The 26,972-nt window shown below is 68.4% G+C and carries 24 protein-coding genes; 16 read left to right on the top strand and 8 right to left on the bottom strand.

Features of this window, described 5'->3' with window-relative positions; translation table 11 throughout:
* Window position 1 precedes the first annotated feature (1 nt).
* A complete protein-coding gene (locus WJU27_RS00540; RefSeq protein WP_341420812.1) occupies window positions 2–2,494 on the bottom strand; it encodes an MASE1 domain-containing protein in 2,493 nt (830 codons plus the stop codon).
* Window positions 2,495–2,580: 86 nt separating this feature from the next.
* Between WJU27_RS00540 and WJU27_RS00535 the strand changes: the two genes are divergently transcribed.
* Window positions 2,581–3,279, top strand: a complete 699-nt coding sequence (locus tag WJU27_RS00535) for a hypothetical protein (RefSeq protein WP_020165488.1) — start codon at window positions 2,581–2,583, stop codon at window positions 3,277–3,279.
* 13 nt (window positions 3,280–3,292) lie between these two features.
* Here the strand turns inward: WJU27_RS00535 and WJU27_RS00530 are convergent, their stop codons facing one another.
* Window positions 3,293–3,874 carry a hypothetical protein gene (locus tag WJU27_RS00530; RefSeq protein WP_341420811.1) on the bottom strand — a complete coding sequence of 194 codons (582 nt, stop codon included), beginning with the start codon at window positions 3,872–3,874 and terminating at the stop codon, window positions 3,293–3,295.
* Window positions 3,875–4,076: 202 nt separating this feature from the next.
* Between WJU27_RS00530 and WJU27_RS00525 the strand changes: the two genes are divergently transcribed.
* Window positions 4,077–4,658: an HNH endonuclease gene (locus WJU27_RS00525; protein ID WP_020165490.1), complete on the top strand. Its 582-nt coding sequence runs from the start codon at window positions 4,077–4,079 to the stop codon at window positions 4,656–4,658.
* Window positions 4,659–4,661: 3 nt separating this feature from the next.
* Here the strand turns inward: WJU27_RS00525 and WJU27_RS00520 are convergent, their stop codons facing one another.
* The gene (locus tag WJU27_RS00520) at window positions 4,662–6,779 is read right to left on the bottom strand and encodes an HDOD domain-containing protein (protein ID WP_341420810.1); all 2,118 of its coding nucleotides are present in this window, start codon (window positions 6,777–6,779) and stop codon (window positions 4,662–4,664) included.
* A gap of 324 nt (window positions 6,780–7,103) precedes the next feature.
* On the opposite strand from WJU27_RS00520, the gene WJU27_RS00515 reads away from it, so the two are divergent.
* Window positions 7,104–7,676 carry a Spy/CpxP family protein refolding chaperone gene (locus tag WJU27_RS00515; RefSeq protein WP_341420809.1) on the top strand — a complete coding sequence of 191 codons (573 nt, stop codon included), beginning with the start codon at window positions 7,104–7,106 and terminating at the stop codon, window positions 7,674–7,676.
* A gap of 6 nt (window positions 7,677–7,682) precedes the next feature.
* On the opposite strand, the gene trpC is transcribed toward WJU27_RS00515, so the two are convergent.
* From trpC to WJU27_RS00490, 5 genes are all read right to left on the bottom strand, one after another.
* Window positions 7,683–8,519: an indole-3-glycerol phosphate synthase TrpC gene (gene trpC, locus WJU27_RS00510; RefSeq protein WP_341420808.1), complete on the bottom strand. Its 837-nt coding sequence runs from the start codon at window positions 8,517–8,519 to the stop codon at window positions 7,683–7,685.
* A gap of 8 nt (window positions 8,520–8,527) precedes the next feature.
* Window positions 8,528–9,559, bottom strand: coding sequence for an anthranilate phosphoribosyltransferase (gene trpD / locus WJU27_RS00505; protein WP_341420807.1), 1,032 nt, complete (start codon window positions 9,557–9,559; stop codon window positions 8,528–8,530).
* The gene (locus WJU27_RS00500; RefSeq protein ID WP_019917246.1) at window positions 9,556–10,134 is read right to left on the bottom strand and encodes an aminodeoxychorismate/anthranilate synthase component II; all 579 of its coding nucleotides are present in this window, start codon (window positions 10,132–10,134) and stop codon (window positions 9,556–9,558) included. The genes trpD and WJU27_RS00500 overlap by 4 nt, the downstream gene beginning before the upstream one ends.
* A gap of 264 nt (window positions 10,135–10,398) precedes the next feature.
* Window positions 10,399–11,862: an ATP-binding protein gene (locus WJU27_RS00495; protein ID WP_341420806.1), complete on the bottom strand. Its 1,464-nt coding sequence runs from the start codon at window positions 11,860–11,862 to the stop codon at window positions 10,399–10,401.
* A 119-nt stretch (window positions 11,863–11,981) separates the two neighbouring features.
* Complete coding sequence (locus tag WJU27_RS00490; protein WP_020165496.1) at window positions 11,982–12,665, bottom strand: GntR family transcriptional regulator; 684 nt, start codon at window positions 12,663–12,665, stop codon at window positions 11,982–11,984.
* 197 nt (window positions 12,666–12,862) lie between these two features.
* On the opposite strand from WJU27_RS00490, the gene dctP reads away from it, so the two are divergent.
* The 13 genes from dctP to WJU27_RS00425 all read left to right on the top strand — a co-directional run bounded on the left by dctP (window position 12,863) and on the right by WJU27_RS00425 (window position 26,669).
* Window positions 12,863–13,903, top strand: coding sequence for a TRAP transporter substrate-binding protein DctP (dctP, locus tag WJU27_RS00485; protein ID WP_341420805.1), 1,041 nt, complete (start codon window positions 12,863–12,865; stop codon window positions 13,901–13,903).
* 27 nt (window positions 13,904–13,930) lie between these two features.
* Window positions 13,931–14,413 carry a TRAP transporter small permease gene (locus tag WJU27_RS00480; protein ID WP_296812853.1) on the top strand — a complete coding sequence of 161 codons (483 nt, stop codon included), beginning with the start codon at window positions 13,931–13,933 and terminating at the stop codon, window positions 14,411–14,413.
* Window position 14,414: 1 nt separating this feature from the next.
* Window positions 14,415–15,764: a TRAP transporter large permease gene (locus tag WJU27_RS00475; RefSeq protein ID WP_020165499.1), complete on the top strand. Its 1,350-nt coding sequence runs from the start codon at window positions 14,415–14,417 to the stop codon at window positions 15,762–15,764.
* Between the two features lie 2 nt (window positions 15,765–15,766).
* On the top strand, window positions 15,767–17,410 hold the full coding sequence (gene mdcA / locus WJU27_RS00470) for a malonate decarboxylase subunit alpha (RefSeq protein ID WP_341420804.1): 1,644 nt from the start codon (window positions 15,767–15,769) through the stop codon (window positions 17,408–17,410).
* Between the two features lie 13 nt (window positions 17,411–17,423).
* Complete coding sequence (gene mdcC / locus WJU27_RS00465; protein WP_296812857.1) at window positions 17,424–17,738, top strand: malonate decarboxylase acyl carrier protein; 315 nt, start codon at window positions 17,424–17,426, stop codon at window positions 17,736–17,738.
* Window positions 17,735–18,640, top strand: a complete 906-nt coding sequence (locus WJU27_RS00460; protein WP_341420803.1) for a biotin-independent malonate decarboxylase subunit beta — start codon at window positions 17,735–17,737, stop codon at window positions 18,638–18,640. Before mdcC ends, WJU27_RS00460 begins: the two co-directional genes overlap by 4 nt.
* Entirely contained in the window at window positions 18,637–19,359 is a 723-nt protein-coding gene (mdcE, locus tag WJU27_RS00455; RefSeq protein ID WP_341420802.1) for a biotin-independent malonate decarboxylase subunit gamma, read from the top strand. The genes WJU27_RS00460 and mdcE overlap by 4 nt, the downstream gene beginning before the upstream one ends.
* A 2-nt stretch (window positions 19,360–19,361) precedes the next feature.
* Complete coding sequence (mdcG, locus tag WJU27_RS00450) at window positions 19,362–20,021, top strand: malonate decarboxylase holo-[acyl-carrier-protein] synthase (RefSeq protein ID WP_341420801.1); 660 nt, start codon at window positions 19,362–19,364, stop codon at window positions 20,019–20,021.
* Window positions 20,018–20,899 carry a triphosphoribosyl-dephospho-CoA synthase MdcB gene (mdcB, locus tag WJU27_RS00445; RefSeq protein ID WP_341420800.1) on the top strand — a complete coding sequence of 294 codons (882 nt, stop codon included), beginning with the start codon at window positions 20,018–20,020 and terminating at the stop codon, window positions 20,897–20,899. Before mdcG ends, mdcB begins: the two co-directional genes overlap by 4 nt.
* A complete protein-coding gene (locus tag WJU27_RS00440; protein ID WP_341420799.1) occupies window positions 20,890–21,777 on the top strand; it encodes an acyltransferase domain-containing protein in 888 nt (295 codons plus the stop codon). Before mdcB ends, WJU27_RS00440 begins: the two co-directional genes overlap by 10 nt.
* A 215-nt stretch (window positions 21,778–21,992) precedes the next feature.
* Window positions 21,993–22,502: a sigma-70 family RNA polymerase sigma factor gene (locus WJU27_RS00435; RefSeq protein WP_019917232.1), complete on the top strand. Its 510-nt coding sequence runs from the start codon at window positions 21,993–21,995 to the stop codon at window positions 22,500–22,502.
* A complete protein-coding gene (locus WJU27_RS00430; protein WP_020165507.1) occupies window positions 22,499–23,263 on the top strand; it encodes a DUF3379 family protein in 765 nt (254 codons plus the stop codon). The genes WJU27_RS00435 and WJU27_RS00430 overlap by 4 nt, the downstream gene beginning before the upstream one ends.
* Window positions 23,264–23,342: 79 nt before the next feature.
* A complete protein-coding gene (locus WJU27_RS00425) occupies window positions 23,343–26,669 on the top strand; it encodes a DEAD/DEAH box helicase (protein ID WP_341420798.1) in 3,327 nt (1,108 codons plus the stop codon).
* Window positions 26,670–26,972 lie beyond the last annotated feature (303 nt).

Here is a 26,972-nt window from a genome sequence, read left to right as displayed (position 1 = left end):
CTCAAGCCTCGACCGCTTCGGCGGCGGCGCCGAAGCTGAAGCTGAAGGTCGCCCCCTGCCCCGGCACGCCCTCGGCCGCGACGCGGCCGCCATGCAGCCGGATGATGCGTTGCACGATGGCCAGACCGATGCCGCTGCCGTCGTACTCGCGGTTGTTGTGCAGGCGCTGGAAGGGCGCGAACAGGCGCCCGACGTACGCCATGTCGAAGCCGGCGCCGTTGTCGCGCACGTAGTAGGCCGTCTGTTCGCCCAGCCGGGACTGTCCGATCTCGATGCGCGGCTGCGGTTGCAGCCGGGTGAACTTCCACGCGTTGCGCAGCAGGTTTTCCAGCACGATGCGGGCGAGGCCTGGATCGGCGTCCACCCACAGGCCTTCCGGAATCACCCACTGCACCTGTCGTGACGGTGCCTCGGCGTCGAGTTCGCGCGCGATGTCGCGGGCGACATCCGACAGATTGGTCAGCGTGCGGCGCACCTCGGCGCGCGATACGCGCGACAGTTCGAGCAGATCGTCGATCAGCTCGCCCATGCGCTGGCTGTTGCGTCGGATGCGCGCGAGGTATTCGCGCCCCTGCTCGTCCAGCAGATCGCCGTAGTCCTCGACCAGCAGTCGCGAGAAACCGTCGAGCGCACGCAGCGGTGCGCGCAGGTCGTGCGATACCGAATAGCTGAAGGCCTCCAGTTCCTTGACCGCCGCTTCCAGCGCCGCGGTGCGCGCGCCGACGCGTCGTTCCAGTTCGTCGTTCTGCGACTGCACGCTCTGCACGTGTTCGGCCTGTATGCGCGCCGCCTCGCGCTGCGCGGTCACGTCGCGGCGTACCGACACCAGACCATTGAAGGCGCCGTCGTCATCGACCAGCGGAATGATGGAGACGTCGTAGACGCGCGGATCGTTGCCCGCCAGGTCGACCACCTGCTCCTCGAAGTGCGGCTTGCAGGTGCGGGCGACCTCCTGCGCGATGGCATGGTTGTGCAGCAGCACCTCGGACAGCGAAGGCAGATGCGCCGCCAGTTCCTCGCTGGTCGCGCCCAGCCAGGCGGTCTTCTTCAGGCAGCGCGTATCGAGCAGCGCGCGGTTGGCGAGGCGCCAGCGCAGGTGCCTGTCCTTCAGCACGATGAGATCGGGCAGCGCATCGACCAGCGCGCGCAGACGGAACTCCTCTTCGCGCAGCGCCTCGCGCGCCTGCATTTCGGCGGTGATGTCGCGGCTGACGCCGCGATAGCCCGAGAATGCGCCGGACGCATCGAATACCGGTTCACCGGACGAGGCGAGATAGCGCCAGCGCGAACCGTCGCGGCGACGCGACAGGAAATCGCGGAAGGCTTCGTGCCTCTCCAGCGTCTGCCGCAGCAGGCCCCAGGGCTGGGTCAGCGCCTCCTCGCCGGGAATTTCCCACGGCGCGCAGCCGTCCAGTTCGGTATCGCCGAAGTGCGCGCCGGTCAGTTCGTCCGGCAGCCGGTGGTAGCGCAGTTCGGCGTCCAGTTCCCAGTGCCAGTCGGCAGACAGCAGGGTCAGCGCGCGGAAATGCGATTCGCGCTCGCGCAGCGCGCGCCGCGCCGCCTGCTTCTCCGACATCGCGGCGCCGATGAACAGCGCCGTGGCGGCGGTCAGCATGATCAGGCCGTGCAGCACCAGCAGCTGCACCTGCATCGGATGCGGACTGAACGGCGACGTGCCGTTGGCGGTGCCGGCCAGCGCCATCATCGACGTGATCAGGAAGGCGGTCCAGCCGACGCGCGGCGGGAAGCGCAGCGCCACCCACACCACCAGCGGCAGCGCGACGTAGAGCTGCAGCATCGGGTCCGGCAGCAGCGCGACGCCGGCGAAAGTGACGCTGAGCAGACCCATCAGCGCACCGACAACAACGATCTGCTCTGGCAGGCGGCGCTTGAGCTGCTGCAGCGGCCGGCGCGCGCCCCAGGCCAGCAGCGGCAGCACGGTGACGATGGCGCCGAGCGCGTCACCGAGCCAGGCGGTGGAGCCGATCTCCAGCCAGCGATCGGGCGGAACACCGTGCGCCAGCACACTGCCTGCCAGCGTCGCCACGGCGCTGGGCACCGCCATCAGGTAGATCACGGCGATCAGCTTGAGCGCGCCGTCGGTGCGTTCGAGCAGATCGGTCGGTCGCGCGGTCAGGCGCCGCAACAGCGCCGCACCGGCCCACGGCGCAAGGATCTGGCCGGCGGAGAACAGCACGATCATCGCCGCACCCTGACGCGCCAGCACCGCCGACGCAAGCACGCCAACGACCACGCCGGGCAGCCAGCGCGTGCCGCCCTGCAGCAGCGCGAACAGCGCGAGCCCCATCGGCGCCCACATCGGCATCTGACCCGACACGACGTCGCGCAGCCGGAAGCTGAGTGCGGCAAGCAGGCAGTACGCGACGGCGATCAGCAGATTGATGACCACACCCTGGCCCGGCGCGCGGGCGCGCCCGGCCGACGGATCAGCCTGCTCCGACGGCGCCTGCAGCGACTGCGGCGGCGTGCTCAATTCTGTCTCCGGCCGGCTTGACTACCGCGGCGGCACTTTCTAGTTTTCAACGACTGCCGCACGAATGTTTCCTGTGGAGCGTGATGATGGAAAGACGCAGCTTTATCGCCGCGTGCAGCGCAGCATGCGGACTGGCCGGACTGAACCTGCCCGCACGCGCCGCCGTGGCGAGGGAATACCCGCGCAGCGTGCTGACCGACGGCGAAGGTCGCCCGCTGAAGGCGTCCTCGCTCAAGCCGGGCGTCAATTATGTATTCCAGTGGCCGTATCCGGCCACGCCCTGTTTCCTGCTGGATCTGGGCAGGAAGGTCGAAGGCACGACGAAACTGCGTACCGCTGACGGGCGACAGTACGACTGGCCCGGTGGCGTCGGCCGCGCCCAGTCCATCGTCGCCTACTCGGCCATATGCTCGCACAAGCTCACGCATCCGACACGGGACATCAGTTTCATCTCCTACCGTGACGAAGCGACTGCACACAGCCGCCGCGCGCGGGTGATCCACTGCTGTTCCGAACACAGCCAGTTCGATCCGGCCGCCGGCGCGCGCGTACTCGAAGGCCCGGCACCGCAGCCGCTGGCCGGCATCGTGCTCGAATACATGGCCGAACGCGACGAACTGGTGGCCGTCGCCACGCTGGGCGCCGACGTATTCGACCGCTTCTTCCAGAGCTTCGGCTTCCGGCTGGCACTGGATCACGGTGGCGACCGCGCGATGAAGCCGGTCGGCGCAACCACGCGGGTGGTCGCGATGGACAGCTTCTGCCGCCAGCAGGTGCGCTGCTGACGGTGTCGAGGGTTCAACCGGGTAGCGGTGGCTCGGCATCATCGGAACGGGCGGCATCTCCCGCTTCCAGCTCGAGTTCTACGGTAAACCCGTGCGCCGGAAGCGACGTCGGTATTACGGCCCGCCCGGCCGCTGCCTTGAAGGCGGCCAGCACCGCCGCGTCGACCTCGTCACGGCCGCTGCTGCGCGCGAGGTCGACACCGACTACCCGCCGCGCCAGCACATGCAGCTGCACCGACATCGACGCGGCGCGCCCATCGGTCGCCCATCCATCGGCGACGACCACCCGCGCCAGCGCATAGCGCAGCGCCCGCAGCGCGTCCTCGCCCGGCGCCGGCAGCGCCGGCTCGGCGGCGGCAGGCGGCGTCGGTGCAGCCGCAACGGTCGTTCCGGTCGCCGAAACCGGCGCCGGGCGCGGTTCGCCCACCACCACGCCCGGGCCCCCGGTCGCGCTGTCCTGCGCTGGCACGGCGCTCCGGTCGTGCGGCTTCAGTGCGAGCCGGAGCACGCTCTGGCTGGGCTGCGGTGCCACGGACGGCAGCGGCCAGAAAATCAGCAGATGCAGCAGGGCCGACAGCGCCAGTGCGCAGCCCATGGGACGATGCTTCGCAAATGATTGACGCGGTTGCAAATTCATCTTCCTTTGCTAAAGTGTCCGAGCATCTTGCGCGGCAACGTTTCCCGCGTCGCCGGGCGGATGCGTGACGACACACGTTTCACTTCGACTGACCGATTTCAGACCGAGGACGCGTAAGACGATCATGCTGGAGCACCCACCCCGGAGCATAGTTTACGAAGTGCGACGCCCGTCGCACCCGTGGATACTGACCCTCGACGCCAACGGCGTACCGCACCGCTGGGTCAGCTGGCAGCATGCCGTTTTCTATCACTCCAAGGACCTGGTGGCCTGGGTGGCCGGCAGCCACGAGTTCGAGATCCGCGGCGGCATCAATCGCGTCACCGGCGAGCAGTCCTTCATCCGCACCAACAGCATCATCGCGATCAAGGGTCGCAGCCACGCGCACAAGCTGCAGACGGCGGTACCGCCGCTGAACAACCGCGAGCTGTTCCACCGCGACCGCTCGATCTGCGGCTACTGCGGCGGCGAGTTCTCATACCAGAAGCTGACGCGCGACCACATCGTGCCGGTGTCGCAAGGTGGGCGCGACCTGTGGATGAACGTCGTGACCTGCTGCCGGCCCTGCAACCAGCGCAAGAGCGGCCGCACGCCCGAGCAGGCGCGGATGCAGCTGATGTACGCGCCCTACGTGCCGAACAAGGCCGAGTACCTCATCCTCAGCAACCGCAACATCCTGGCCGACCAGATGGATTTCCTCGCCCAGCATGTGAACGCCAACAGCCGCTGGAAGGCGGCCTGACGGTCAGAGCTGAACCGCCGCCGCTGCCGGACGACGGGTGGTGCGCGGCAGCAGCAGCTGGAACACGGTGCCCTGACCGACCGCGCTCTTGCACGACAGCGAACCGCCGAGCGAGCGGGCCAGCGCCAGCGCGTGCGCCGGCGTCGCCCGGTTGACACCACTGCCATCCGGCGCAAACAGCGCCGACACACGTGCGGCATCCATGCCGCGGCCGAAATCGCGCACCCGGACCTCGACGAACAGCGAGCCATTGAGGTTGAGGCCCTCTGCCGTGCTGACCGCGATGCGACCGGAGGTGCCGACCTGTTCGGCGCTGATCGCCAGCAGCGCGTGCAGCAGTTCGCGCAGTTCGCGCAGCGGCAGATGCAGCGGCGGCAGCGCCGCGTCGAGATGCAGCTCGGTCGAGATCGAGCGGGCGCGCAGCACGCGCTCCTCGACCTCGGCCACCGTCTGTTCCATCAGCTGGTTGAGGTCGATGCGCTGGGCGTCGGCCGACACGTCGGGCGGACGGCCCTCGAACTGACGCAGCACGGTGTCGATGCGATCGATCTGGTCGCCGAACACCGTCAGTTCGGAATCGACCATCGCATCGGCACCCATCTTCAGGCGCATCGACTTGATCTGATGCCGCATCAGGCCGAGCGGCGTATGCAGGTCGCCGCGCAACTGGCGCGCATGCACGGCGTACTGCTCGACCATACCCTGTCGCAGTTCACCCAGTTCGCGCAGACGCAGCTGCTGCTGGTGCAGGGCGCGAGCCGCGCCTTCGGCCAGCGCGTGCAGTTCGTCGCTGCGGCGCATCAGCGCGGGCGTGAAACTGGCCGGGAAGTGGTAGAGCGCGAGCGCCTCGACACCCGCTTCGCTGCGCAGCGGCTGGATCAGGCCGGTCTGCCCGGGCGACACACGCAGCAGGCGCTGCAGGCTGACCGGCAGCGCAGCGGCCTCGCGCGCGTCGCTGCACAGCCAGGCCGCGCCCGACGAAAGCTGGCGCCAGACGCCCTCGAGCCCCGGCTGCGCGAGGTCGATGTACGGTGCGTTTTCGCCCTGCTCCGCGATGGGCACGAAGGCGCTGCCGCCCTGCCCGGCTCGCAAGATCTGCGGCGCCGGCAGGTCGAGCAGCAATGCCGACGCCAGCTTCAGCATGGTCCACAGTGCGGATTCGTCGCCGCGCGCATACACCTGACCGAACAGCCCGGCGCGTGCAAAGCCGGTCAGCGCGGCGCTGTCGTCCGGCTGCGCGTCGGCGACGCCGAAGACCGGACGATAGGGCGCACCGGCCGGGAACAGCGTGTCGGCAGCGTCCACCTCGATCAGCCGGCAGCGCTCGAGTGCGCGGCTGTGCGCCGCCTGCAGCGCGCTGTCGAGCGCATCGGCCGACAGCCCGGTCAGGCGTTGTGCGAGCGCCCGTTGCTGCGTCGTGTCGGCAGCACCGCCACCGGCCAGTTCTTCGACAGCGCGCGCCAGGCGCAGATGCTCAGGCGCATCGACGAAGAGCGCGCCGTCGGCGTGGGAGAAACGCAGAGCATCGGCCAGTCCGGCCGACCAGTCGGCAGACAGCAGCGCTGCGCCGACCTCGCCGTGATGTTCGCCACCATAGGCGGTCTCGAGCGTGGCCAGTTCGTGTTCGGTCGGCCGCTGCGCGTGCCGCTCGCCACCACCGGGTGCCGCCGCCAGCAGCGGCAGTGCGACGTCGAGCAGCAGGCCGGCGATGAAGCTCTCGTCCGGGTCGCAGCGACCGCCCGCAGCAGCAAGTTCACGGGCGATTTCGGCGCTCAGTATGGAGTGCGCCCAGAAGGCGTGATGCCCGGCAAGATCGACACCGCTGCGCTGAACGCGCCCGCGCGCGTCGAGTAGCGCCACCTGTATCAGCGCATTTCCGCAGGCGTCGATCACCGCGTCGATGCGCCGCCCTGCGCCGCCGTCGCCGGCGGGCGTGGCGATCAGCTGCGACGCGCGCAGCAGACGCAGCACCCAGGCCGGATCGAGACGCAGCAGCGCATTGAGGGACGGAACGCCGGCCGGCAGCGCACGCAGTCCGAGTGCCACGTCCGCAAGAAGCGGCAGCGAAGGCAGACCGGACAGCATGGCACAGTCGATCGCGCGGGCGGCGGGGGCTGTCATGCGGACTGGACGATGTTATTGGACGCCGGGCCTGAGCCCGGCGCTGACCTCTTTGGTTTATCGGCCGTTCTTGAGACGGTATCTGCGATTGATCATACCGCAGCGAATCGACGGAAACCCGCGCCAATACTGGGATGCGGCGTGGGTCACGGCGTCGTTGCAGAGCAACGTCGCCCATTTCGCCCGCAACTCGAACGCCGGTGCCGGAATCGCGTTCGGGGCGTCAACCTTTACAAATGGTTACGCCACTCGAAATCAGGGTTCACAGCAGCGGCACAAGCTGGCTTCGATGCCGGAGCGTTCCGGCGAATGGAGATACCGAACATGAAAACCCCTGAAAAATCATCTGTCCGCGGCCGCTGGTTTGCCGGTCTTGCCAGCGCCGGTGCGCTGGCCGGATTGATTGCCTTGAATGTGCCGGCACAGGCGCACCCGGGCGCCGACGGCGGCGCCCACCCGGTCAAGCACGGCGAGCGCCACCACGGCCCGGAAGCGATGGGCAAGCGGATGGAACAGATGGTTGAGCGCGTGTTCACGAAGGTCGGCGCCAGCGAGGAACAGAAGGCGCGCGCCCGTGACATCGTCAAGGCGTCAGGCGAGGAAATGAAGAAGCTGCACGCTGGCCGCGCCGACGACCGTCAGCAGATGCTGGCACTGCTGTCGGCCGACACGATAGATCGCGGCCAGATCGAGCAGCAACGCGCCGCCCGCCATGCGCAGATGGATGAAGCATCGAAGGTGATGACGCGCACGATGGCCGATCTGGCCGAAGTGCTGACGCCGGCACAACGCAAGGAGGCAGCCAAGTCGCTGGCCGCCATGGGCGGCCGCCACGGCCACCACGGCAAGCACCGCCACGGCGACGGTCCGCGCCCGCCGGAAACAACGCGCGGCTAAGTCCGCTCAGGCGGTGCCGAACAGGCGCGCCAGCTCGGCCCCCGGGTCGGCGGCGCGCATGAAGGCTTCGCCGACCAGGAAGGCGTGCACGTCGCGGGCCCGCATGGCCGCGACGTGTTCCGTTGCGAGAATGCCGCTTTCGGTGATGACCACGCGGTCGGCCGGAATGCGCTCAAGCTGCGACAGCGTGAAATCCAGCGACACTTCGAAGGTGCGCAGGCTGCGGTTGTTGATGCCCATCAGCGGCGTATCGAGCTGCAGCGCGAGGTCCAGCTCGCCGGCGTCGTGGCTTTCCACCAGCACCGCCATGCCCAGTTCCTTCGCCAGCGACTCGAGTGCGCGCATGTCGGCGACCGCACGGGCCCGCTGCGCCGCGTCGGCTTCGCCCGAGGGCGGCAGGAAGGCGGCGACGATGAGCAGGATGCAGTCCGCGCCCATCGCCCGCGCCTCGACCACCTGATACGGGTCGATGATGAAATCCTTGCGCAGCACCGGCAGGCTGCAGGCGGCACGCGCCTCGACCAGATAGTCCGGACTGCCCTGAAAGTACTGACGGTCGGTCAGCACCGACAGGCAGGCCGCGCCGCCTGACTCGTAAGACCGGGCGATGTCGGCCGGCCGGAAGTCGGCGCGCAGCACGCCCTTGGACGGGCTGGCCTTCTTCACTTCGGCGATCACCGCCGGCTTCTTTGCCGCCACGCGCGTGTTCAGCGCCGCGACGAAATCGCGCGTCGGTGCCTGAGCGTCGGCGCGCGCGCGCAGCGCTGCCATCGTTTCCGTGGCAAGACCGGCGGCGATTTCCTCGCGCTTGGTGGCGAGGATCTTCTGCAGGATGTCTGACATCAGCGACCTCAGTTCGCGAACGAGCGCGACAGCTCGACCAGCTTGTCGAGACGCTGCCGCGCCGCGCCGGATTCAATGGCTTCGCGCGCCCGATCGACGCCGTTGCGCAGGCTGTCCGCCACGCCCGACACGTAGAGGCTCGCGCCGGCATTGAGCAGCACGATGTCGCGCGCCGGCGGGAGCGTGCCATCAAGTGCGGCCAGCAGCATGTCGCGCGAGGCCTGCACATCGGCTACGCGCAGCGTGTCGAGCGCGTGCACCGCCAGCCCGAAGTCCGACGGATGCACGGTGTATTCCTTCACCTCGCCGTCGCGCAGTTCGCCGACGAAGGTGTCGCCGCTGATCGACAGTTCGTCCAGCCCGTCGCGGCCATGCACCACCATCACGTTGCGCGAGCCCAGCTCCTTCAGCACGCGCGCCAGGATGCCGACCAGGTCGGCGTGGAACACGCCCATCACCTGGTTGGCCGCGCCGGCCGGATTGGTCAGCGGACCGAGGATGTTGAACATGGTGCGCACGCCCAGCTCGCGCCGCACCGGTGCGGCGTGCTTCATCGCGCTGTGGTGGTTGGGCGCGAACATGAAACCGACGCCCACCTGTTCGATGCAGGTCGAAACCTGGGCCGGCGTCAGGTTCAGATTGACGCCCAGAGCCTCCAGCACGTCGGCCGAACCGCTCTGCGACGAACTGGCGCGTCCGCCGTGCTTGGCCACGCGTACGCCGGCCGCTGCGGCGACGAACATCGACGCGGTGGAAATGTTGAAGGTGTGCGCACCGTCGCCGCCGGTGCCGCAGGTGTCGACCAGAGTCTGGGTGTTGTCCACCGGCACCTTCATCGACAGTTCGCGCATCACCATCGCCGCGGCAGCGATCTCGCCCACCGTTTCCTTCTTCACGCGCAGACCGATCAGGATGGCGGCGATTAGCGTCGGCGACACCTCGCCGGTCATGATCTGGTGCATCAGCGCGGTCATTTCGTCGCGGAAGATTTCGCGGTGCTCGATCACGCGTTCGAGCGCCTGTTTCGGGGTGAACGTCATGCGCCGGCCCTCCACTCGTCGAGGAAGTTCTTCAGCATCTGGTGACCGTGCTCGGTCAGGATGGATTCCGGATGGAACTGCACGCCCTCGATCGCCAGCGTCTTGTGCCGCATGCCCATGATTTCGCCGTCGTCGGTCCAGGCGGTCACTTCCAGGCAGTCCGGCAGCGTGTCGCGCGACACCGCCAGCGAGTGGTAGCGGATGGCGGTGAAGGGGTTGGGCAGGCCGCGGAACATGCCCTTGTCCAGATGGTGGATGGCGGCGGTCTTGCCGTGCATCACCACCTTGGCGTGCACCACGTCGCCGCCGAAGGCCGCGCCTATGCTCTGGTGGCCGAGGCAGACGCCGAGGATGGGGTACTTGCCGGCAAAGGCCTTGATCAGTGGCACCGACACCCCCGCCTCGTTAGGCGAACAAGGGCCGGGCGACACCACGATGTGGTCCGGCTTCAGCGCGTCTATCTGTTCCAGCGTGATCTCGTCATTGCGGAACACGCGGACGTCCTCACCGAGTTCGCCGAAGTACTGCACGAGGTTGTAGGTGAAGGAGTCGTAATTGTCGATCATCAACAGCATGGTGGCTTCTTCCGATGGCCGTGTTTCGGAGCATTCTCAACCTTCGGGGCATCCGGCGCACGGACAGACACGGCCGGCGACGACGGGCGGATGGTGAAGGGAGGGCTGGGGCGCACGCAGGGCGTGCCGGGAGGGCGGTTCAGGCGGCAGGCTTGCGCCAGCGCAGGCCGGAATACGGAGCAGGAATGATGATCGTCGGGCGCATGCCGCGGATTATGGCGTGCGGCGTGGCCTTGTACAAGGCGGCGCCACAGCTTCGCCCGCCTACATGTCCGCCGTCAGATCGCGCAAGCTCTGGACCGTCACGCCTGCAACCTGCAGATTGGCGCTCAGCACCGGATCGACCTCGGGAGCGATCGCCACGTACTCGACCGTCCAGCCAGCGAAACGCGGGTGCGCCTGCAGAAACCGCCCGGCGCTGGTCCGTAGCCCCTCGACCGAGGCGAGCAAGCGTAGCGGGTTGCGTTTGCACGAGCCAAAACGGATACGGCATTCATCCTCGTTGATCGCGACCAGATCGATTTCGACGTCCGATCGGTCCCAGTAGCCCTGGATACGCTCGCTCAGCGGGAAATCGCCCATGCCACGACGGCTGCGTTCTTCGTATATCTGACCGACCAGATCTTCGAGCGCATGGCCTTCGACCTCCGCGAGCCGCTCGTCGGCCTGATCGATCAGGCCCTCGACCGGTCGGAATGCGACGGCAGACACCGGGCGCTGCAGGGCCGACAGCCAGGCGCGAAGGAAATTGTCGCGGATGTAGTAGCGGCCGCTTCGCGCCCTCGGCGGGGCGAATATGGGCAGACGCCGCTCTATCATGCGATAGCGCTCGGACAGTATCTTCAGATAGCCGCCGACCTGACGCACCTCGCCGGGGCCGGACAGATCCGCCATCGCCGCCTCGATGTCGGCGTTGGTGCATCCGGGGTGCTTCGCCAGGAACTGCAGCACCATGTCGTAACGGCCGCGCAGCTCGCGCAGGAACCAGTTGTCGGCCTCGTTGCGCAACGGCGATGAACTGGAAAAGAACAGGCTGCGCAGCACTGTCCTCCGGTCCGCTCCCAGCACGCCCTGCTCGAACGCATCGCGATAGAACTTCGGCACGCCCTCGAACAGATTCCACAGGAAGAGCAGGCGCCAGGGGTCGTCATCGGCATGTGCACGCAGGATTTCCAGCACCGATGCAATATCGAGGTGCCCCAGTTCCAGTGTGTCCGTCGTCCGGTTGAATAAGGGCGCGTCCCTGTCCTCGAGCAGGGCCGTCATTTCTGCGTGCAGGGAGCCGAGCACGATCAGGCCGCCGGGCACATCGGCCGCTTTCGCGGCCAGGCGGTCGACCTCAGCCTGCAGCAGCGAGCAGAGGTCGGCGAGCTGCTTGCGATGGAAATACTGAAACTCGTCGAGAGCGACGACGAAACCCTCTTCCGCAAGTCGTCCGATCAGCAGGGCCAGTTCGCCAAGGCTGGTCACCCGCCCTTCGATGCCGAAGGTTTCGAGATAGCCGTTGCACGCGGCCACCACGCCAGCCGGGTCCGAGTCGGGAATCTGGATGTACAGCGTCCGTGCGACGCCAGCGGCGCGCAAGGCTTCCTGTATCAGAGCCGTCTTGCCGATGCGACGACGCCCTGAAATCTGCAGGAAGAACCAGCGGCGGCGTTCGAGAATGCTCTGCATCTGCTGCAGCTCGGCTCGACGCCCGTAAAACGACCATGCCGTCTGAACGCTCATGTCCAAGGTCGAAAACTTAATATAAAAGTTTTTACCTTAACGGAAGATGCAATTCAACCCCTTGTTTTATTGAACGAACTCGGAATTCGCATAAACACAAACGCCCGCCTCACCCTGTTTCACTGCACCGGTTGTGCCGCCAGCTGCCTGACCGACGCCACCAGGTCGGTGAAGCGCTCGCCCTGCACCTGGATGTGACCACGGATGCGGTCGGCGGCCAGGTCGCCATCGCCGGCGACGATGGCGTCGACGATGGACTGGTGCTCCGAATAGGAAACCTTCATCCGGTTGCGCACGCGCAGCTGCAGTCGGCGGTAGGGACGCAGCCGGCGGTGCAGGCTGATCGCCTGTTCGGCGAGGAAGCCGTTGTGGCTCGCCATATATATATTGCGGTGGAACTGCTCGTTGAGCCAGTAGTAGGCGTCCGGATTGTCGGCGTCGCGCGCCGCCTCGCAGGCCTGGTGCGCCGCGCGCAGCGACGCGATCTCGTCCTCGGTGATGCGGCGCGCCGCCAGCCGGGCGCACATCGCTTCCAGTTCGGCCATCACGTCGAACATTTCGCACAGGCGGTGTGGCTCGATCTCCGCCACCACGGCGCCGCGCCGCGGGCGCGTGTCGACCAGCCCGGCCGACGCCAGCTGGATCAGCGCCTCACGTATCGGCGTGCGCGACACGCCGAACTCCGCCGCCAGCTCCTGCTCGTCGAGCCGGGCGCCGGGACGCAGCGCGCCAGTGACGATCTGTTCCTCGATCTTTTCGCACAGCTGTTCGGACAGGCGCAGTGGCGCCGGGGCGTGATCCATGTGGGGCTCCTTGCTCATTACAAAAAAGTATAGACAAAGCTTGACTCTGAATACACTGAATCCTATCGTGTATACACGTTTGACTTTTCTACATACATGAACTGATCTGACGTATCCGCCGCGAATGAGCCCCCAGCGAACAGAACAAGGGGGTGCGGCATCACCACCATGCATCCAATCGACTGGAGGAGACTTGCATGAAATCCCAGCGCCGTTCCGTCCTGCGCGGCTTTGTCGCGACCACCCTTTCCGCATCCCTGCTGGCCGTCGGCCTGGGCGCAGCCCAGCCTGTGCTTGCCCAGACCACCCTGAAGCTGTCGCACCAGTTCCCTGCCGCCACCACACCCGACGGTGACTTCCGCGACCGGCTCGCCAAGCAGTTTGCCGCCGAAGTCGAGAAGCGCACCCAGGGTCAGGTCAAGATCACCGTCTATCCCGGCAATTCGCTAATGAAGACCAACACCCAGTTCGGCGCGCTGCGCAAGGGCGTGCTGGACATGTCGGTGCTGCCGCTGGCCTACGGCGGCGGCGAAGTGCCGGAAGTGAACCTGACGCTGATGCCGGCGCTGATCACCTCCTACGAGCAGGGCCTGCGCTGGCGCACCTCGCCCATCGGCCAGCGGCTCGAAAAGCATCTGGAAGAGAAGGGCATGAAGATCCTGACCTGGGTGTGGCAGGCCGGCGGCATCGCCTCGGCCGGCCAGCCCATGGTCACCCCGGCCGACGTGAAGGGCAGCAAGTTCCGTGGCGGCAGCCGCGAAATGGACGTGATGCTGAAGGAAGCCGGCGCCGCAATCACCAACGTGCCGTCGAACGAGATCTACAGCGGCATGCAGTCCAAGGTGCTCGACGCCGCTCTGACCTCCTCCACCTCGCACATCAGCTTCCGCCTGTACGAAACGTCGAAGTCCTTCACCACCGGCCGTGACCACAGCTTCTGGTACATGTTCGAGCCGCTGCTCATTTCGATGAACACCTTCAACAAGCTCACGCCCGAACAGCAGAAGGTGCTGGTCGAGGTCGGCCTGAGCCTGGAGAAGTTCGCGATGGAAGAGGCGAAGAAGGACGACGAGCGCGCCGCCGAAGTGTTCGCCAAGGCCGGCATCAAGGTGGTGGACATGGACGAGGCGGCGTTCAACCAGTGGCGCGCGCTCGCCCAGAAGACCTCGTGGAAGGACTTTGCCGAGAAAGTGAAGGACGGCAAGACCTGGATGGACATGGCCACTTCGGTCAAGTAACGCGACCGGCCTGGGGAGGGTTCCATCATGTTCTCGCTGATTGCCGGCGCGCTGCGCCGGTTCAACCGGCTTGCCGCCTATCTGTCGGGCGCCGTCATCATCGTGGCGGCCGGCATCCTGGTGTGGCAGGTCGCGGTGCGCTACTGGCTCAAGTGGCCCACAGACTGGGAAATCGAGCTGTGCGTCATGCTGCTCATCATTTCCACCTTCATGAGTGCGGCCCACACCCAGGCCGAACGCGGCCACGTGGCGATCGACCTGCTCGACACCATGCTGCCCGCCGGCATCAACCGGCTGCGGCAGAAGCTGGCCGACGTACTCACCTTCGCCTTCTGCGGCTTCGTTGCCTTCAACGCCTGGGAGTTCTTCCACGAAGCCTGGGCCGACGGCAAGACCAGTCCCTCGCTGTGGGGCCCGAAGCTGTGGATTCCGTATCTCTTCGTCGCGCTCGGCATGACCACGCTGACACTCGAACTGGCGCTGCAGACGCTGCGCCGCAAGGAGGCCTGACATGGACATGCTCACGCTGTCTCTGCTGTTCGCCGTCGCCACCTTCGTCGGCCTGTTCTCGGGCATGCCGATCGCCTTCGCGCTCGGTGGCGTGGCCCTGCTGTTCATGCTGTTCTTCATGCCGCTGTCGTCGCTGGCGCTGGTGACCGAAACCATCTACGCCGAACTCGACAACTTCACGCTGCTCACCATCCCGCTGTTCGTGCTGATGGGCGCGGCGATCGGCAAGTCGCGCGCCGGCGAAGACCTCTACGCATCGCTGAACCGCTGGCTCTACCGCGTACCGGGCGGCCTCGGTGTCGCCAACACGCTGGCCTGTTCGGTGTTCTCGGCGATGTGCGGCTCCAGCCCGGCGACCTGCTCGGCCATCGGCAGCTCGGGCATTCCGCAGATGCGCAGCCGCGGCTACTCGGATGGCCTGTCCACCGGCCTGATCGCCGCCGGCGGCACGCTGGGCATCCTGATCCCGCCCAGCCTGACGCTCATCCTGTACGGCCTGGCCACCGAACAGTCTATCGGCAAGCTGTTCATGGCCGGTGTCGGCCCGGGCCTGCTGCTGACGCTGCTATTCGCGCTCTACGTCATGTGGCGCTACAAGAAGGAAAAGGCGCAGGCGCGCGCGTCGGCCGACGCTGGTGGCGACGGTTCGCACGCGCTGCTGCAGGAGGAGCATTACAGCTGGGCGGAACGTCTGGAATCGCTGCCGCGCTTCGCGCCCTTCCTCGCCGTCATCGCCATCGTCATGATCGCGCTCTACGGCGGCTGGGCGACGCCGTCGGAAGTGGCCGGTATCGGCGCCTTCTTCTCGCTGCTGATGGTGATGACCATCTACAAGTGCTACCGCTGGGCCGACCTGAAGGTCATCCTGAACGGCACGGTGAAGGAAAGCTGCATGATCATGATGATCATCGGCATGTCCTTCCTCTACACCTGGGTGATGAGCAATCTGAACATTACCCAGGAAGCAGCACAGTGGCTGGTGACGCTGCCGATAGGCAAGTGGGGCTTCTTCCTCGCGGTGTGCGTGCTGCTGCTGGTGCTCGGCTTTTTCCTGCCGCCGGTGGCCATCATACTGATGGTGACGCCCATCATCCTGCCGGCGCTGAATACGCACGGCTTCGACCTGATCTGGTTCGGCGTCATCATGACCATCATGCTGGAAGCCGGTCTGGTCACGCCGCCGGTCGGGCTCAACCTGTTCGTCATCAACGGCATCGCACCCGATATCCCGCTCAAGGCCATCATGAAGGGCGTGCTGCCCTTCATCTGGCTCATGCTGCTGGCGGTGCTGCTGCTGTGCCTGATGCCGGGCATCGCGATGTGGCTGCCCGACCACTACCAGGGGAGCTGAAGATGGGCGCGCCCTGGAATCAACGTGCGGCGCGCCGGGCGCGCCGGCTCGAACGGCTGGCGCCGCTCACCCGCGGCCGCCAGATCGCCGCGGCCGACATCGTCGCCGCGCTGGAAGCGGCGATCGAGCCGGGCGACCGCGTCTGCCTCGAAGGCAACAACCAGAAACAGGCCGACTTCCTCGCCGAATCGCTGGCCGACTGCTCGCCCGAGCGCCTGCACGATCTGCACATGGTGCAGTCGGTGCTGGCGCTGCCGGCGCACATCGACGTATTCGAGCGCGGCATCGCCAACCGGCTCGACTTCTCGTTCTCCGGCCCGCAGGCGAACAGGCTGGCGCGGCTGGTCGAGGAACGGCGCATCGCCATCGGCGCCATCCACACCTACCTCGAACTGTTCGGCCGCTACTTCGTCGATCTCACCCCCGACGTGTGCCTGATCGCCGCGCAGGCGGCGGACGCCGACGGCAACCTCTACCTCGGCCCGAACACCGAGGACACGCCGGCCATCGTCGAGGCGACCGCCTTCCGCCACGGCCTCGTCATCGCGCAGGTGAACGAAAAGCTGGATCGCCTGCCGCGCGTCGACATCCCGGCCGACTGGACCGACGCCTTCGTCGTCGCGCCGCGGCCCAACTACATCGAGCCGCTGTTCACCCGCGACCCGGCACAGATCACCGAAATCCAGGTGCTGATGGCGATGATGGCGATCAAGGGCATCTACGCCGAGTACGGCGTGCAGCGCCTGAATCACGGCATCGGCTTCGACACCGCGGCGATCGAACTGCTGCTGCCCACCTACGCCGAATCGCTGGGCCTGCGCGGCAGGATCTGCAGCCACTGGGCACTGAACCCGCACCCGACGCTGATCCCGGCGATCGAGGCGGGCTTCGTCGAATCGGTGCACAGCTTCGGCTCCGAAGTCGGCATGGAGAACTACGTCGCCGCCCGCTCCGACGTGTTCTTCACCGGCCGTGACGGCAGCATGCGGTCCAACCGCGCCTTCTGCCAGACCGCCGGCCTCTACGCCTGCGACATGTTCATCGGCTCGACGCTGCAGATCGACCTCGCCGGCAACAGTTCGACCGCCACGCTGGGCCGCATCGCCGGCTTCGGCGGCGCGCCGAACATGGGTTCGGATGCACGCGGGCGGCGCCACGCCAGTCCGGCCTGGCTGCGCGCCGGCCGCGAACGCGCCGGCGACGCCATCGCCACGCGCGGCCAGAAGCTGGTGGTGCAGACGGTCGAAACCTTCCGCGAACACATGGCGCCGGCCTTCGTAGACAGGCTGGACGCCTGGCAGCTGATGGAGGACATGGGCATGGACCTGCCGCCCATCATGATCCACGGCGACGACGTGACCCACATCGTGACCGAAGAAGGCATCGCCAACCTGCTGCTGTGCCGCAGCGCCGCCGAACGCGAACAGGCGATACGCGGTGTGGCCGGCTACACGCCGGTGGGCCGCGCGCGCGATGCGCGCATGGTCGAGAACCTGCGCGACCGCGGCGTCATCCGCCGCCCCGAAGACATCGGCATCGACAAGCGCGACGCCACACGCGACCTGCTCGCCGCACGCAGCATCAAGGATCTGGTGCGCGCCTCCGGCGGCCTGTACGACCCGCCGCGCCGCTTCCGCAACTGGTGACCGGAGACCCGACATGGAACGCTTCACCCTCTCGCTGCCGAGCACGCCCTGCGCGCGCGCCGACGCGGCCGCCGCGCTGTGCGGCGTCGTGTCCTCCGGCAATCTGGAAATCCTGGTCGACCGCGGCAGCATGGCCGACCGCTGCGACATCGAAGTGAACACCTCTGCGCACGGCTTCCGCGACACCTGGGAGGCGGTGCTCGCCGACGCGGTCGCCCGTCACGCCGCCGGCGGCCTCGCGCTCGCGATCAACGACGCCGGCGCGACACCGGCCGTCGTGAGCCTGCGCCTCGACCAGGCGCTGGAAGCGCTGGAGGACCGCGCATGAGCCGCCTGCAACGACATTCCTGGTTCGAAGCCGACGCCCGCGCCCGCATCGCCGGCCTGGTCGACGCCGGCAGCTTCCGCGAGCTGTGCGGTCCGCACGAAAGGCTCACCAGCCCGCATCTGGCGGCGCTCGACCTGCCGGTCGCCTTCGACGACGGCGTCGTGGTCGGCGAAGCCATGCTCGACGGCCGGCCGGTGCTGGTCGGCGCCCAGCAGGGCGAGTTCAACGGCGGCGCCGTCGGCGAAATCCACGGTGCCAAGCTGCGCGGCCTGTTCGAGCGCGCTCGCCACACACGGCCGGCGGCAGTGCTGCTGGCCATCGACTCCGGTGGCGTGCGACTGCACGAAGCCAATGCCGGGTTGATCGCGATTTCAGAACTGATGCGCGCGCTGCTCGCCGCACGCGCCGACGGCATCCCGGTCTACGGCCTGATCGGCGGATCGTGCGGCGCCTTCGGCGGCATGGGCATCGTCGCCCGGCTGTGCGACGCGCTCGTCATGTCGGAAGAGGGCCGTCTCGGCCTGTCCGGCCCCGAGGTGATCGAGACGGTGAAGGGCGTCGATGAATTCGATTCGAAGGACCGCGCTCTCGTGTGGCGGGTAACCGGCGGCAAGCTCAGGCGCAGCCTCGGCGACGCCGCCCTGCTGGTGGACGACGACATCGCCGCCTTCCGCGACGCCGCGCGCGCGCTGCTCGCGCGGCCGGTGCCGACGCGCGACCTCGCCGCGCTCGACGCCGACCAGCGGGCGCTGACGCTGCGCGCCGCACGCCACGCCGATGCGCGCGACGGCCTGGATATCTGGCGCGCGCTCGGCCTGCCCGATCCCGCGGTCATCCCGATGCTGGACGCCGCCGATTTCAACCGCCTGCTCGCTCCTCTTTCGCCGACGGAGGCCGCATGAACGCCCTGCTCGACCGCCTGTTCCCGGCCGGCCACACGGTCGCCTTCGACGGGCACAACCTCGCCGGCCACGCCGAATCCGCAGTCGGCCGCGTGCACGTGATCGGCACCCGCGACCGCGCAGCGCTCACCACCGACATGGCGCTGAAACTGTCGCAGGCAGTGCTCGACGCGGTGCGCGCCGATCACGTGAGCGGCGACCCGCGCCCCATCGTGTTCATCGCATCGACCCAGGGCCAGGCACTGTCGCGCCATGAGGAACTGCTGGGCCTGAACGGCTATTTCGCCCACATGGCGCGCTGCGTCGACCTCGCCCGCCGCAGCGGTCACCGGCTGGTGACGCTGATCCACGGCGAAGCGGTCAGCGGCGGCTTCCTTGCCTTCGGCCTGCTGGCCGACCGCATCTGCGCGCTGCCGGATGCCCAGGTGAAGGTGATGGATCTGCGTGCGATGGCGCGCGTGACCAAGATCGCGCCCGAGCGACTGGAAGCGCTGGCGCAGAGCTCGCCGGTGTTCGCGCCGGGCGCCAGCAACTACGCGCGCATGGGCGCCATCCACGCGCTGTGGTCCGACACCGACGACTGGCCGCAGGCGCTGCAGCAGGCCATCGCCGAAGCCGGCGGCGAGGACCGCCGCGCCGCACTCGGCCGCGAACGCGGCGGCCGCACGCTGGCGCAGCCGGTGGCCGAACGCGTGGCCGGCGTACCGCTCGACGCCTGACCATGCGCCGCCTGCGCCGTCACGACCTGGTCTGGCTGCGCGCCGGCGCGGCGGTGACTCTCGCCGCCTGCAGCGCAGCAGCTGCCGCCGATGTCGAAGCCTGGCGCAGGGCCGGCCGGCCGCTTGTCTGTGCACGCAGTGACGCCCTGCCGACCGAGCGCGTGCGCCTCGGTCTCACCTTGCCCGGCACTGGGGTGCGCCGTCGCGTATCGCTGACCGCGGCGCGCGCCGACGTCGAACGCAGCACGCCACCGCCACCGCTCGCGTCGTTGCTCGACGCACTGCCGGCCGCTCACCGGCCGTCGCTGCATGCGTTCGCCGAGCGCTGCACCGCGCTTGGCATCACGCCGCGCGTCTACGGTTCGCTGCTGTGGCAGTCGCTCAGCGGCAAACCCTGTCTGCGTGACGACAGCGACCTCGACCTGCTGTTCGACCTCGAAGACCCCGCACCGCTGCCCGCGCTGCTCGCGCTGCTGCGGCACGCCGACGGCGCGCTGCGCCTCGACGGCGAAATCCGCTGCGGTGTGCACGCGGTGGCCTGGCGCGAACTGGCGGCTGCACTCGACGGCAGCAGCCCGCGTCGCGTGCTGGCGAAATCCGATGATGGCATCGTGCTGATCGACGTCGGCGATCTGTGGCCGGCACGGAGCTGCGCCGCATGAACGCGCCCGCCCGGATCACTCCGGCCCCGGTCGCCGACTGCGAACGCATCGGCCAGCTCGCCGTGCGCAGCCTCTACCGCGAGGTCGCGCTGGCGCCCAAGCCGGGGCTGGTCAACCCGATCGACAACGGCAGCCACGACGACATGGACATGTCGACCTTCTTCCGCAGCCTGTTCGCGCTGCGCCACTATTTCCGCGACATCGCCCGCGCCGGTGCCGACGGCGCCGGCTTCGCCACGCTGCAGTCGCTCGGACTGGCCGCCGAAGCGCAGATGCTGGCCGCCACCGGCGGCATCAACACGCACCGCGGTGCCATCTTCAACCTCGGCCTGCTGTGCGCCGCCGCCGGACGTGTCGCGGCGCAGAGCGGAACGGCCGACGCCGCGCACGTCGCACGCACCGTCGCCACCTGCTGGGGCGCCGACATCGTCGCCGCACGACCCGCCGATGGCACACCACATGCGGACAGCCACGGCCTGCGCGTCGCCCGCCGCCACGGTACCGGCGGTGCGCGCGAACAGGCGGCCGCCGGCTTTCCCGATGTGGTCGACGCGGCACTGCCGGCGCTGCGCGCGGTACTCGCCGCGCCCGGTGACGACCGCCAGAACCGCGCCGCGGTGCAGGCGCTGTTCGTGCTGATCGCGCGGCTGGACGACAGCAATCTGCTGTGGCGCGGCGGCCGCATCGGTCTCGACTACGCGCAGGGCACGGCGCGCAGCTTCATCGCGGCGGGCGGCGTGTTCGCCGACGACTGGGCGGCGCAGGCGCAGGCCACGCACGAGGCCTTCGTCGCCCGCCGGCTCAGTCCGGGCGGCGCGGCCGATCTGCTGGCGGTGACGCTGTTCCTGCACGAACTGGAGGGTGCGACGTGCGGCTGATCGTGCTGTTCAGCGGACAGGGTGGGCAGACGGAAGAGCATCTGTCCGAACTGCGTGCCGACGCCGAGACGCGCGCCTGGCTGCCGGCTCTCGACGCGCTGCGTAGCAACGATCTGGCCAGCAACGTCACCGCACAGGTCTTGATCAGCGCGCTGCACGCGCTGCGCTGGCGCCGCCTCGCGCCGCGGCTGCCGCGCCCGCTGCTGTTCGCCGGCTACTCGCTGGGCGAGTTGAGCGCGTTTGCACTGGCGCGCGGTCTGCCGCTGAAGGACTGGCTCGCACTGGCTGCACGGCGCGCCGCATTGATGGACGCCGCCACGGCGCAGCCGTCCGGCCTGCTCGCCGTGCAGGGCCTGACCGAAGCAGTACTGCGCGCTGCGCTCGACGGCAGCGGCTGCAGCATCGCCATCCGCAACGGCGACGCCCACTTCGTCGTCGGCGGCGCAAGCACTGCGCTGATCGAGCTGGAACACACTCTGCCCACGCGCGGCGCCCGTCGCTGCGTGCGTCTCGCGGTGCACACGCCGTCGCACACACCGCTGCTCGCCGCCGCGCAGGCGCCGCTGGCCGAAGCACTGGCGCCGTGGGCAAGCGGTCGCCTGTCCGTGCCAGTCATCGCTGGCATCGACGGCCGCGCGCAGCGCGACGCTGCCGATGCGGTCCGCGCGCTGACTGCCCAGGTCGCACAGACCATAGACTGGTCCACCTGCATGGACACCGTGCTCGAATACGCACCCGACGCCGTGCTCGAGATCGGCCCCTGCAACGCCCTCGCCCGCATGCTGGCCGAGCGTGCGCCGGAGTTGCCGGTGCGCGCGGTCGACGACTTCAGCGGCGACACCGCGGTGGTCGACTGGCTGGAGCGGATGGCCGGATAGGCGCGCCACGCGCCAACCACCGCCGCCGTCGGGGTCAGAAGACCCCTCCCACAGAATCCCGGCGCCGCGTACTGCCCACCGCCCCTGTCGGGGTCAAGACCCCTCCCACAAACCCCGCCCCCGCGACCGACCGCGCGCGATTCCTTTGTAAGCCATGTAAGGTTGCCCCCTGCCTCCCGGTCTTCAGGGTTGTCAGCGCACACACGGACGATGTCGTGATACTCGGATTCAGCAAACGCAAGAGCTTCGAACAGGCGGTGCGGGCCTTCAGCCCGGATCTGTACCGCTTCGCCTGGTGGCTGTGTCGCGACAAGTTCGTCGCCGAAGACCTGGTGCAGGAAACCTTCGCCCGCGCCTGGAAATCGTGGGACGACATCAAGGATTCCGCCGCCACCAAGAGCTGGCTCATCACCATCGTGCGCCGCGAACACGCGCGGCTGTACGAGCGCAAGCAGTTCGACTACGTCGACGTCGAACTGGAAGACCTGCAGATCGCCGCCGACCACGAACCGATAGAGCTCTTCGAAATGGAAAACCTGCTCGGCAGCCTGCCGCTGACGCTGCGCGAACCGCTGGTGCTGCAGGCGCTGGGCGGCTTTTCGTGCGCAGAGATCGCCGACATGCTGGACACCACCGAAGGCGCGGTGATGACCCGCCTGACCCGCGCCCGTCAGGCACTGCGCAGCGCACTGACCGGCCAGCCGGCGCGGAGGGCCGAATCGTGAGCAGCCTCGACGACAAGACCATGACTTTCAACTGCATCGACTTCCGCCGCGAAAAGCTGGCCGACCCGCGCCGCCTGACCGAGGCGGCCGAGGAACACCTGATCGCCTGCCCCGCGTGCCAGGCCTTCTCGCGCCGCGTGAACGCCGGCGAACGCATGCTGCAGCAGACGGTGGCGATCGACGTGCCGGACGGTCTGGCCGAGCGCATCCTGGTCGGCAGCCGGGCGCGCACCCGCTCGCCGCTCAAGCTGTGGGCGCTGGCCGCCAGCATGGTGCTCAGCCTCGGGCTGGGCGTGCAGTACTGGCACACCGCACCCGACCGCGAGCGCGTCGCGCTGGCGGTCGAGCACGTGATGCACGAACCGGAGGCACTGATGAGCACGCGGCTGATCGAGCCGCAGCGCGTGTCGCAGGTGCTCGAAAGTTTCGGTGCCGAAGTGAAGGTGCCGATGACCGCCGTGCGCTACGTGAAGCTGTGCCCGGTGCCCGGCGGCACCGGCTGGCACATCGTGTTCGACACGCCTAAGGGCCCGGCCACGCTGCTGCTGCTGCCGCAGAAGGACGAGCGCGTGCGCACCATCACCGCCAGCCACCGCGGCATGGGGGTGCATGTCGAAGCAGGCGGCCAGGGCATGGTCGCCGTGGTGGCCGGCGACACCGACCTCGCGCGCGAGGCGGCCGGCATGCTGCACCAGCACGTGAGCTGGGCGCCTTCCGCGGCGCTGACGGTGAATGAGCGGGGTGTCCGGCCGCGCAGCTGACACCGCAGTTTCATGGCACGACGGGGCGCAGGGTTTACAATCCTGCGTCCATTTTTTTGGCTGCCGTGCCTCGCCCGCGATGGAACTGACCCGCCTGCTGTCCCAGCTCGACAACCGGATGCTCGGAGAAATGTTCTCCGAAGACACCATCGTGCGCGGCAGCCAGTACGTGACGCGGGTCGGCGACATCGACGTGCAGGGACCGACGCTGCGCGCGCTGGTGCGCGGCACCCGGCCGCAGCCCTACCAGGTGACGGTGCGGCTGGAACGGCGCGAGTACTTCGGCGAGCGCACGCTGGAAATCGCCACCCGCTGTTCCTGCCCGGTCGGCAACCGCTGCAAGCACGCGGTCGGCCTGCTGCTGGCGGCGAAGAAGCAGGGCGAACTCATCGAGCGCCCGCGCGCCGAGGTGCTGCGCTGGGCGCAGACGCTGCAGAAGCGCCTGAGCGAAGAACCGACGGGCGCCGCGCGCAAGCGCGCCGCACCCAAGGAATCGATCGCCTACCTGATCACGCCGCGCGGCAGCCAGCCGGCCGACCTGCGCCTGCTGAAGGCCAGACTTACTGACCGCGCCGGCCGCGACAGCACGCCGGGCGCCGACAGTCAGCCCTGGTTCAACTTCGAGCAGGCGCTGCTGAAGCCGCCTTCCTTCGTGCAGGACAACGACCTGCCGGTGTTCCGCACGCTGCGCGACGCGATACGCAAACGCGCGACCAGCGTGTTCGTGCCCTTCGAACTGCGCGGCGCCGACGGCCTCGCCGTGCTGCGCGCCGCGCTCGACACCGGTCGCTGCTTCGTGCGCGCCGACGAGGGCAGCGACGACGCGCGCGCGCTGAAACCGGGTGAAGCGCGCGCCGGTCAGCTCGAATGGCAGACCGAAAAGCTCGGCGTGCGCGCCCTGCTCGCCTGCACGCCACCGGCCGACTGGACGCTGCCGACCGACCCGCCCTGGTATCTCGACGTCGCCCGCGGACGGGCCGGCGAAATCACCCACCCGGCGCGCGAAGCGGTGCAGGCGGTGCTCGAACTGCCGCTGCTCACCACCGCCGAACTGCCGCTGGTGGCCGACGCGCTGGCCCAGGCCGCGCCCGCGCTGCCGTCGCCGCTGGGGCGCGACGCAGCCAGCCTGCCGCTGATCGAAGAGGCGCTGCGCCCGGTGCTGAAGTTCGCCAGCCTGCCGGTGTGGCACGTGAAGCCGCACCGCCGCTACGACAAGGCGCTCGGCCACGCGCTGTACGACATCGCCACCGTCGCGCTCAGCTACGGCCAGGCGAAGTTCGCCGCCACCGACAGTTCTGACCTGGCGACGCTGCCCAACGGCCGCGCGGTACGCGTGAAGCGCGACAGCGCGGCCGAACAGGCGGCGCTGGCCTTGCTCGGCGAAGTCGGTTTCGCGCCGGTGCAGGCGCGCTGGCTGCAGATGTACGAATCGCTGCCGGTCGGCGCGCTCGGCCTGGAGAGCGAAGAAGCCTGGGCGCGCTTCTTCGGCGACGCCGCCGGCCGCCTCACCCGCGCCGGCTGGCAGATCGAGTGCCCGCCGGACTTCCGCCACCGCGTGCTGGTGGTCGATGAGTGGCACGCCGAGCTGGACGAGAACGAGAACGGCTGGCTCGAACTGTCGCTCGGCATCGACGTCGGTGGCCGCCGGCTCGACCTCGCGCCGCTGCTGCACGCGCTGTTCAAGCGCGACGGCCGCTGGTTGGACCCGATCGCGCTCGACCGCATGCGCGACGAGGACACGACCGATCTGTTCACCGCCGAAGGCGAACGCATCATCGTGCCAGCCGGCCGCATCAAGCCGCTGGCGCGCACGCTGGTCGATCTGTTCGACAGCCCGGCCGGCGGCGCGCTGCAGGTGTCGCGCATGGACGCGCCGCGGCTGGCCGAAGCGCTCGATGCGAAGTGGACGCGCGAAGGCTTCAAGTCGCTCGAACAGTGGGTCGAACGCCTGCGCGGCATGCACGGCGTCGCGCCGGTCGACGCGCCGGAGGGCTTCGGCATCGAACTGCGCCCCTACCAGCGCGAAGGTCTGGCCTGGCTGCAGCACCTGCGCGCGCACGATCTCGGCGGCATCCTCGCCGACGACATGGGCCTGGGCAAAACCGCGCAGACGCTGGCCCACCTGCTGCTGGAGAAGCGCGCCGGCCGGCTCGACCGCCCGGCGCTGGTCGTGCTGCCGACCTCGCTGGTGTTCAACTGGCAACGCGAAGCCGCCCGTTTCGCACCCGAACTGCGCGTGCTCAAGCTGCACGGCCCGGACCGCGGCGAACGCTTCGCCCAGGTGCCCGAGCACGACGTCTGCCTCACCACCTACCCGCTGCTGTGGCGCGACCACGAAAAGCTGGCCGAGCACGACTACCACCTGCTCATCCTCGACGAGGCGCAGACGGTGAAGAACGCCGGCAGCCAGGCGGCGAAGGCTGTGCGCCTGCTGCGTGCGCGGCACCGGCTGTGCCTGACCGGCACGCCGCTGGAAAACCATCTGGGCGAACTGTGGGCTCAGTTCGACTTTCTGCTGCCCGGCTTCCTCGGCGAACAGAAGGACTTCACGCGCACCTGGCGCACGCCGATCGAGAAGCACGGCGACCCGATCCGCCGCGAACTGCTGGCGCGCCGCGTGGCGCCCTTCATCCTGCGCCGGCGCAAGGACGACGTCGCCGCCGACCTGCCGCCGAAAACCGAAGTGCTGCGCACGGTCGAACTGACCGGTCGCCAGCGCGACCTCTACGAAACCGTGCGGGTGGCGATGGACAAGCGGGTGCGCGACGAGATCGCCAGCCGCGGTTTCGCCCGCGCGCGCATCGTCATCCTCGACGCGCTGCTCAAGCTGCGCCAGGTGTGCTGCGACCCGCGCCTGCTGAAGACCGACGCCGCCGCGCGCGTGAAAGAGCGGGCCAAGCTCGACCTGCTGATGGACATGCTGGAAAACCTGCTGGCCGAAGGTCGCAAAGTGCTGGTGTTCTCGCAATTCACCGGCATGCTCGACCTGATCCACGAACAGCTGGTCGAAGCCGGCATCGGCTGCGTCATGCTGACCGGCGACACGCAGAACCGCGAAGCGGTCGTCCGCCGTTTCCAGGAAGGCACCGTGCCGGTCTTCCTGATCAGCCTGAAAGCCGGCGGCGTCGGCCTCAACCTCACCGCCGCCGACACGGTGATCCACTACGACCCCTGGTGGAATCCCGCCGCCGAAAACCAGGCCAGCGACCGCGCCCACCGCATCGGCCAGGACAAGCCGGTCTTCGTCTACAAGCTCATCGTCGCCGGCAGCATCGAAGAACGCATCGTCGCGCTGCAGGAAAAGAAGGCCGCCCTGGCCGAAGGCATCCTCGGCAACGACGAAGCGGCGCTGGAGAAATTCGGCGAGAACGATCTGGCGGCGCTGCTGGAGCCGCTGGCGGAGTAAGCCGCCTCCGGACGTTCAACTCCGCGACCTCCCGGACCATGCGCACAGGGCACGACCGACGGGGACAGGAGGCGGCGCCCATCCCATGAAGCACAGGAAGCGCGGGCCGGGCTTCCAGGCAGCCCTGGAGGTCACACAGACATCCGCGCCGGACCACACCTGCATAGATGCCTTGAGCATTGCAACCACGACAAATGGCTGATTGCGGCAGCCCTGTCGATAGCCGATTATGCGGCGCGATTCATACGGCATACCTGCCGAACGATCTTTGTGCGGATGCAGGAATCCGGAAGTCCTGATCCG

Origin of the sequence: Methyloversatilis sp. NSM2 (genome assembly GCF_038066675.1) — a bacterium.
GTDB lineage: Bacteria > Pseudomonadota > Gammaproteobacteria > Burkholderiales > Rhodocyclaceae > Methyloversatilis > Methyloversatilis discipulorum_A.
The sequence above is the reverse complement of the archived record's forward strand: the minus strand, read 5'-3'. Positions and strand labels throughout refer to the sequence as shown.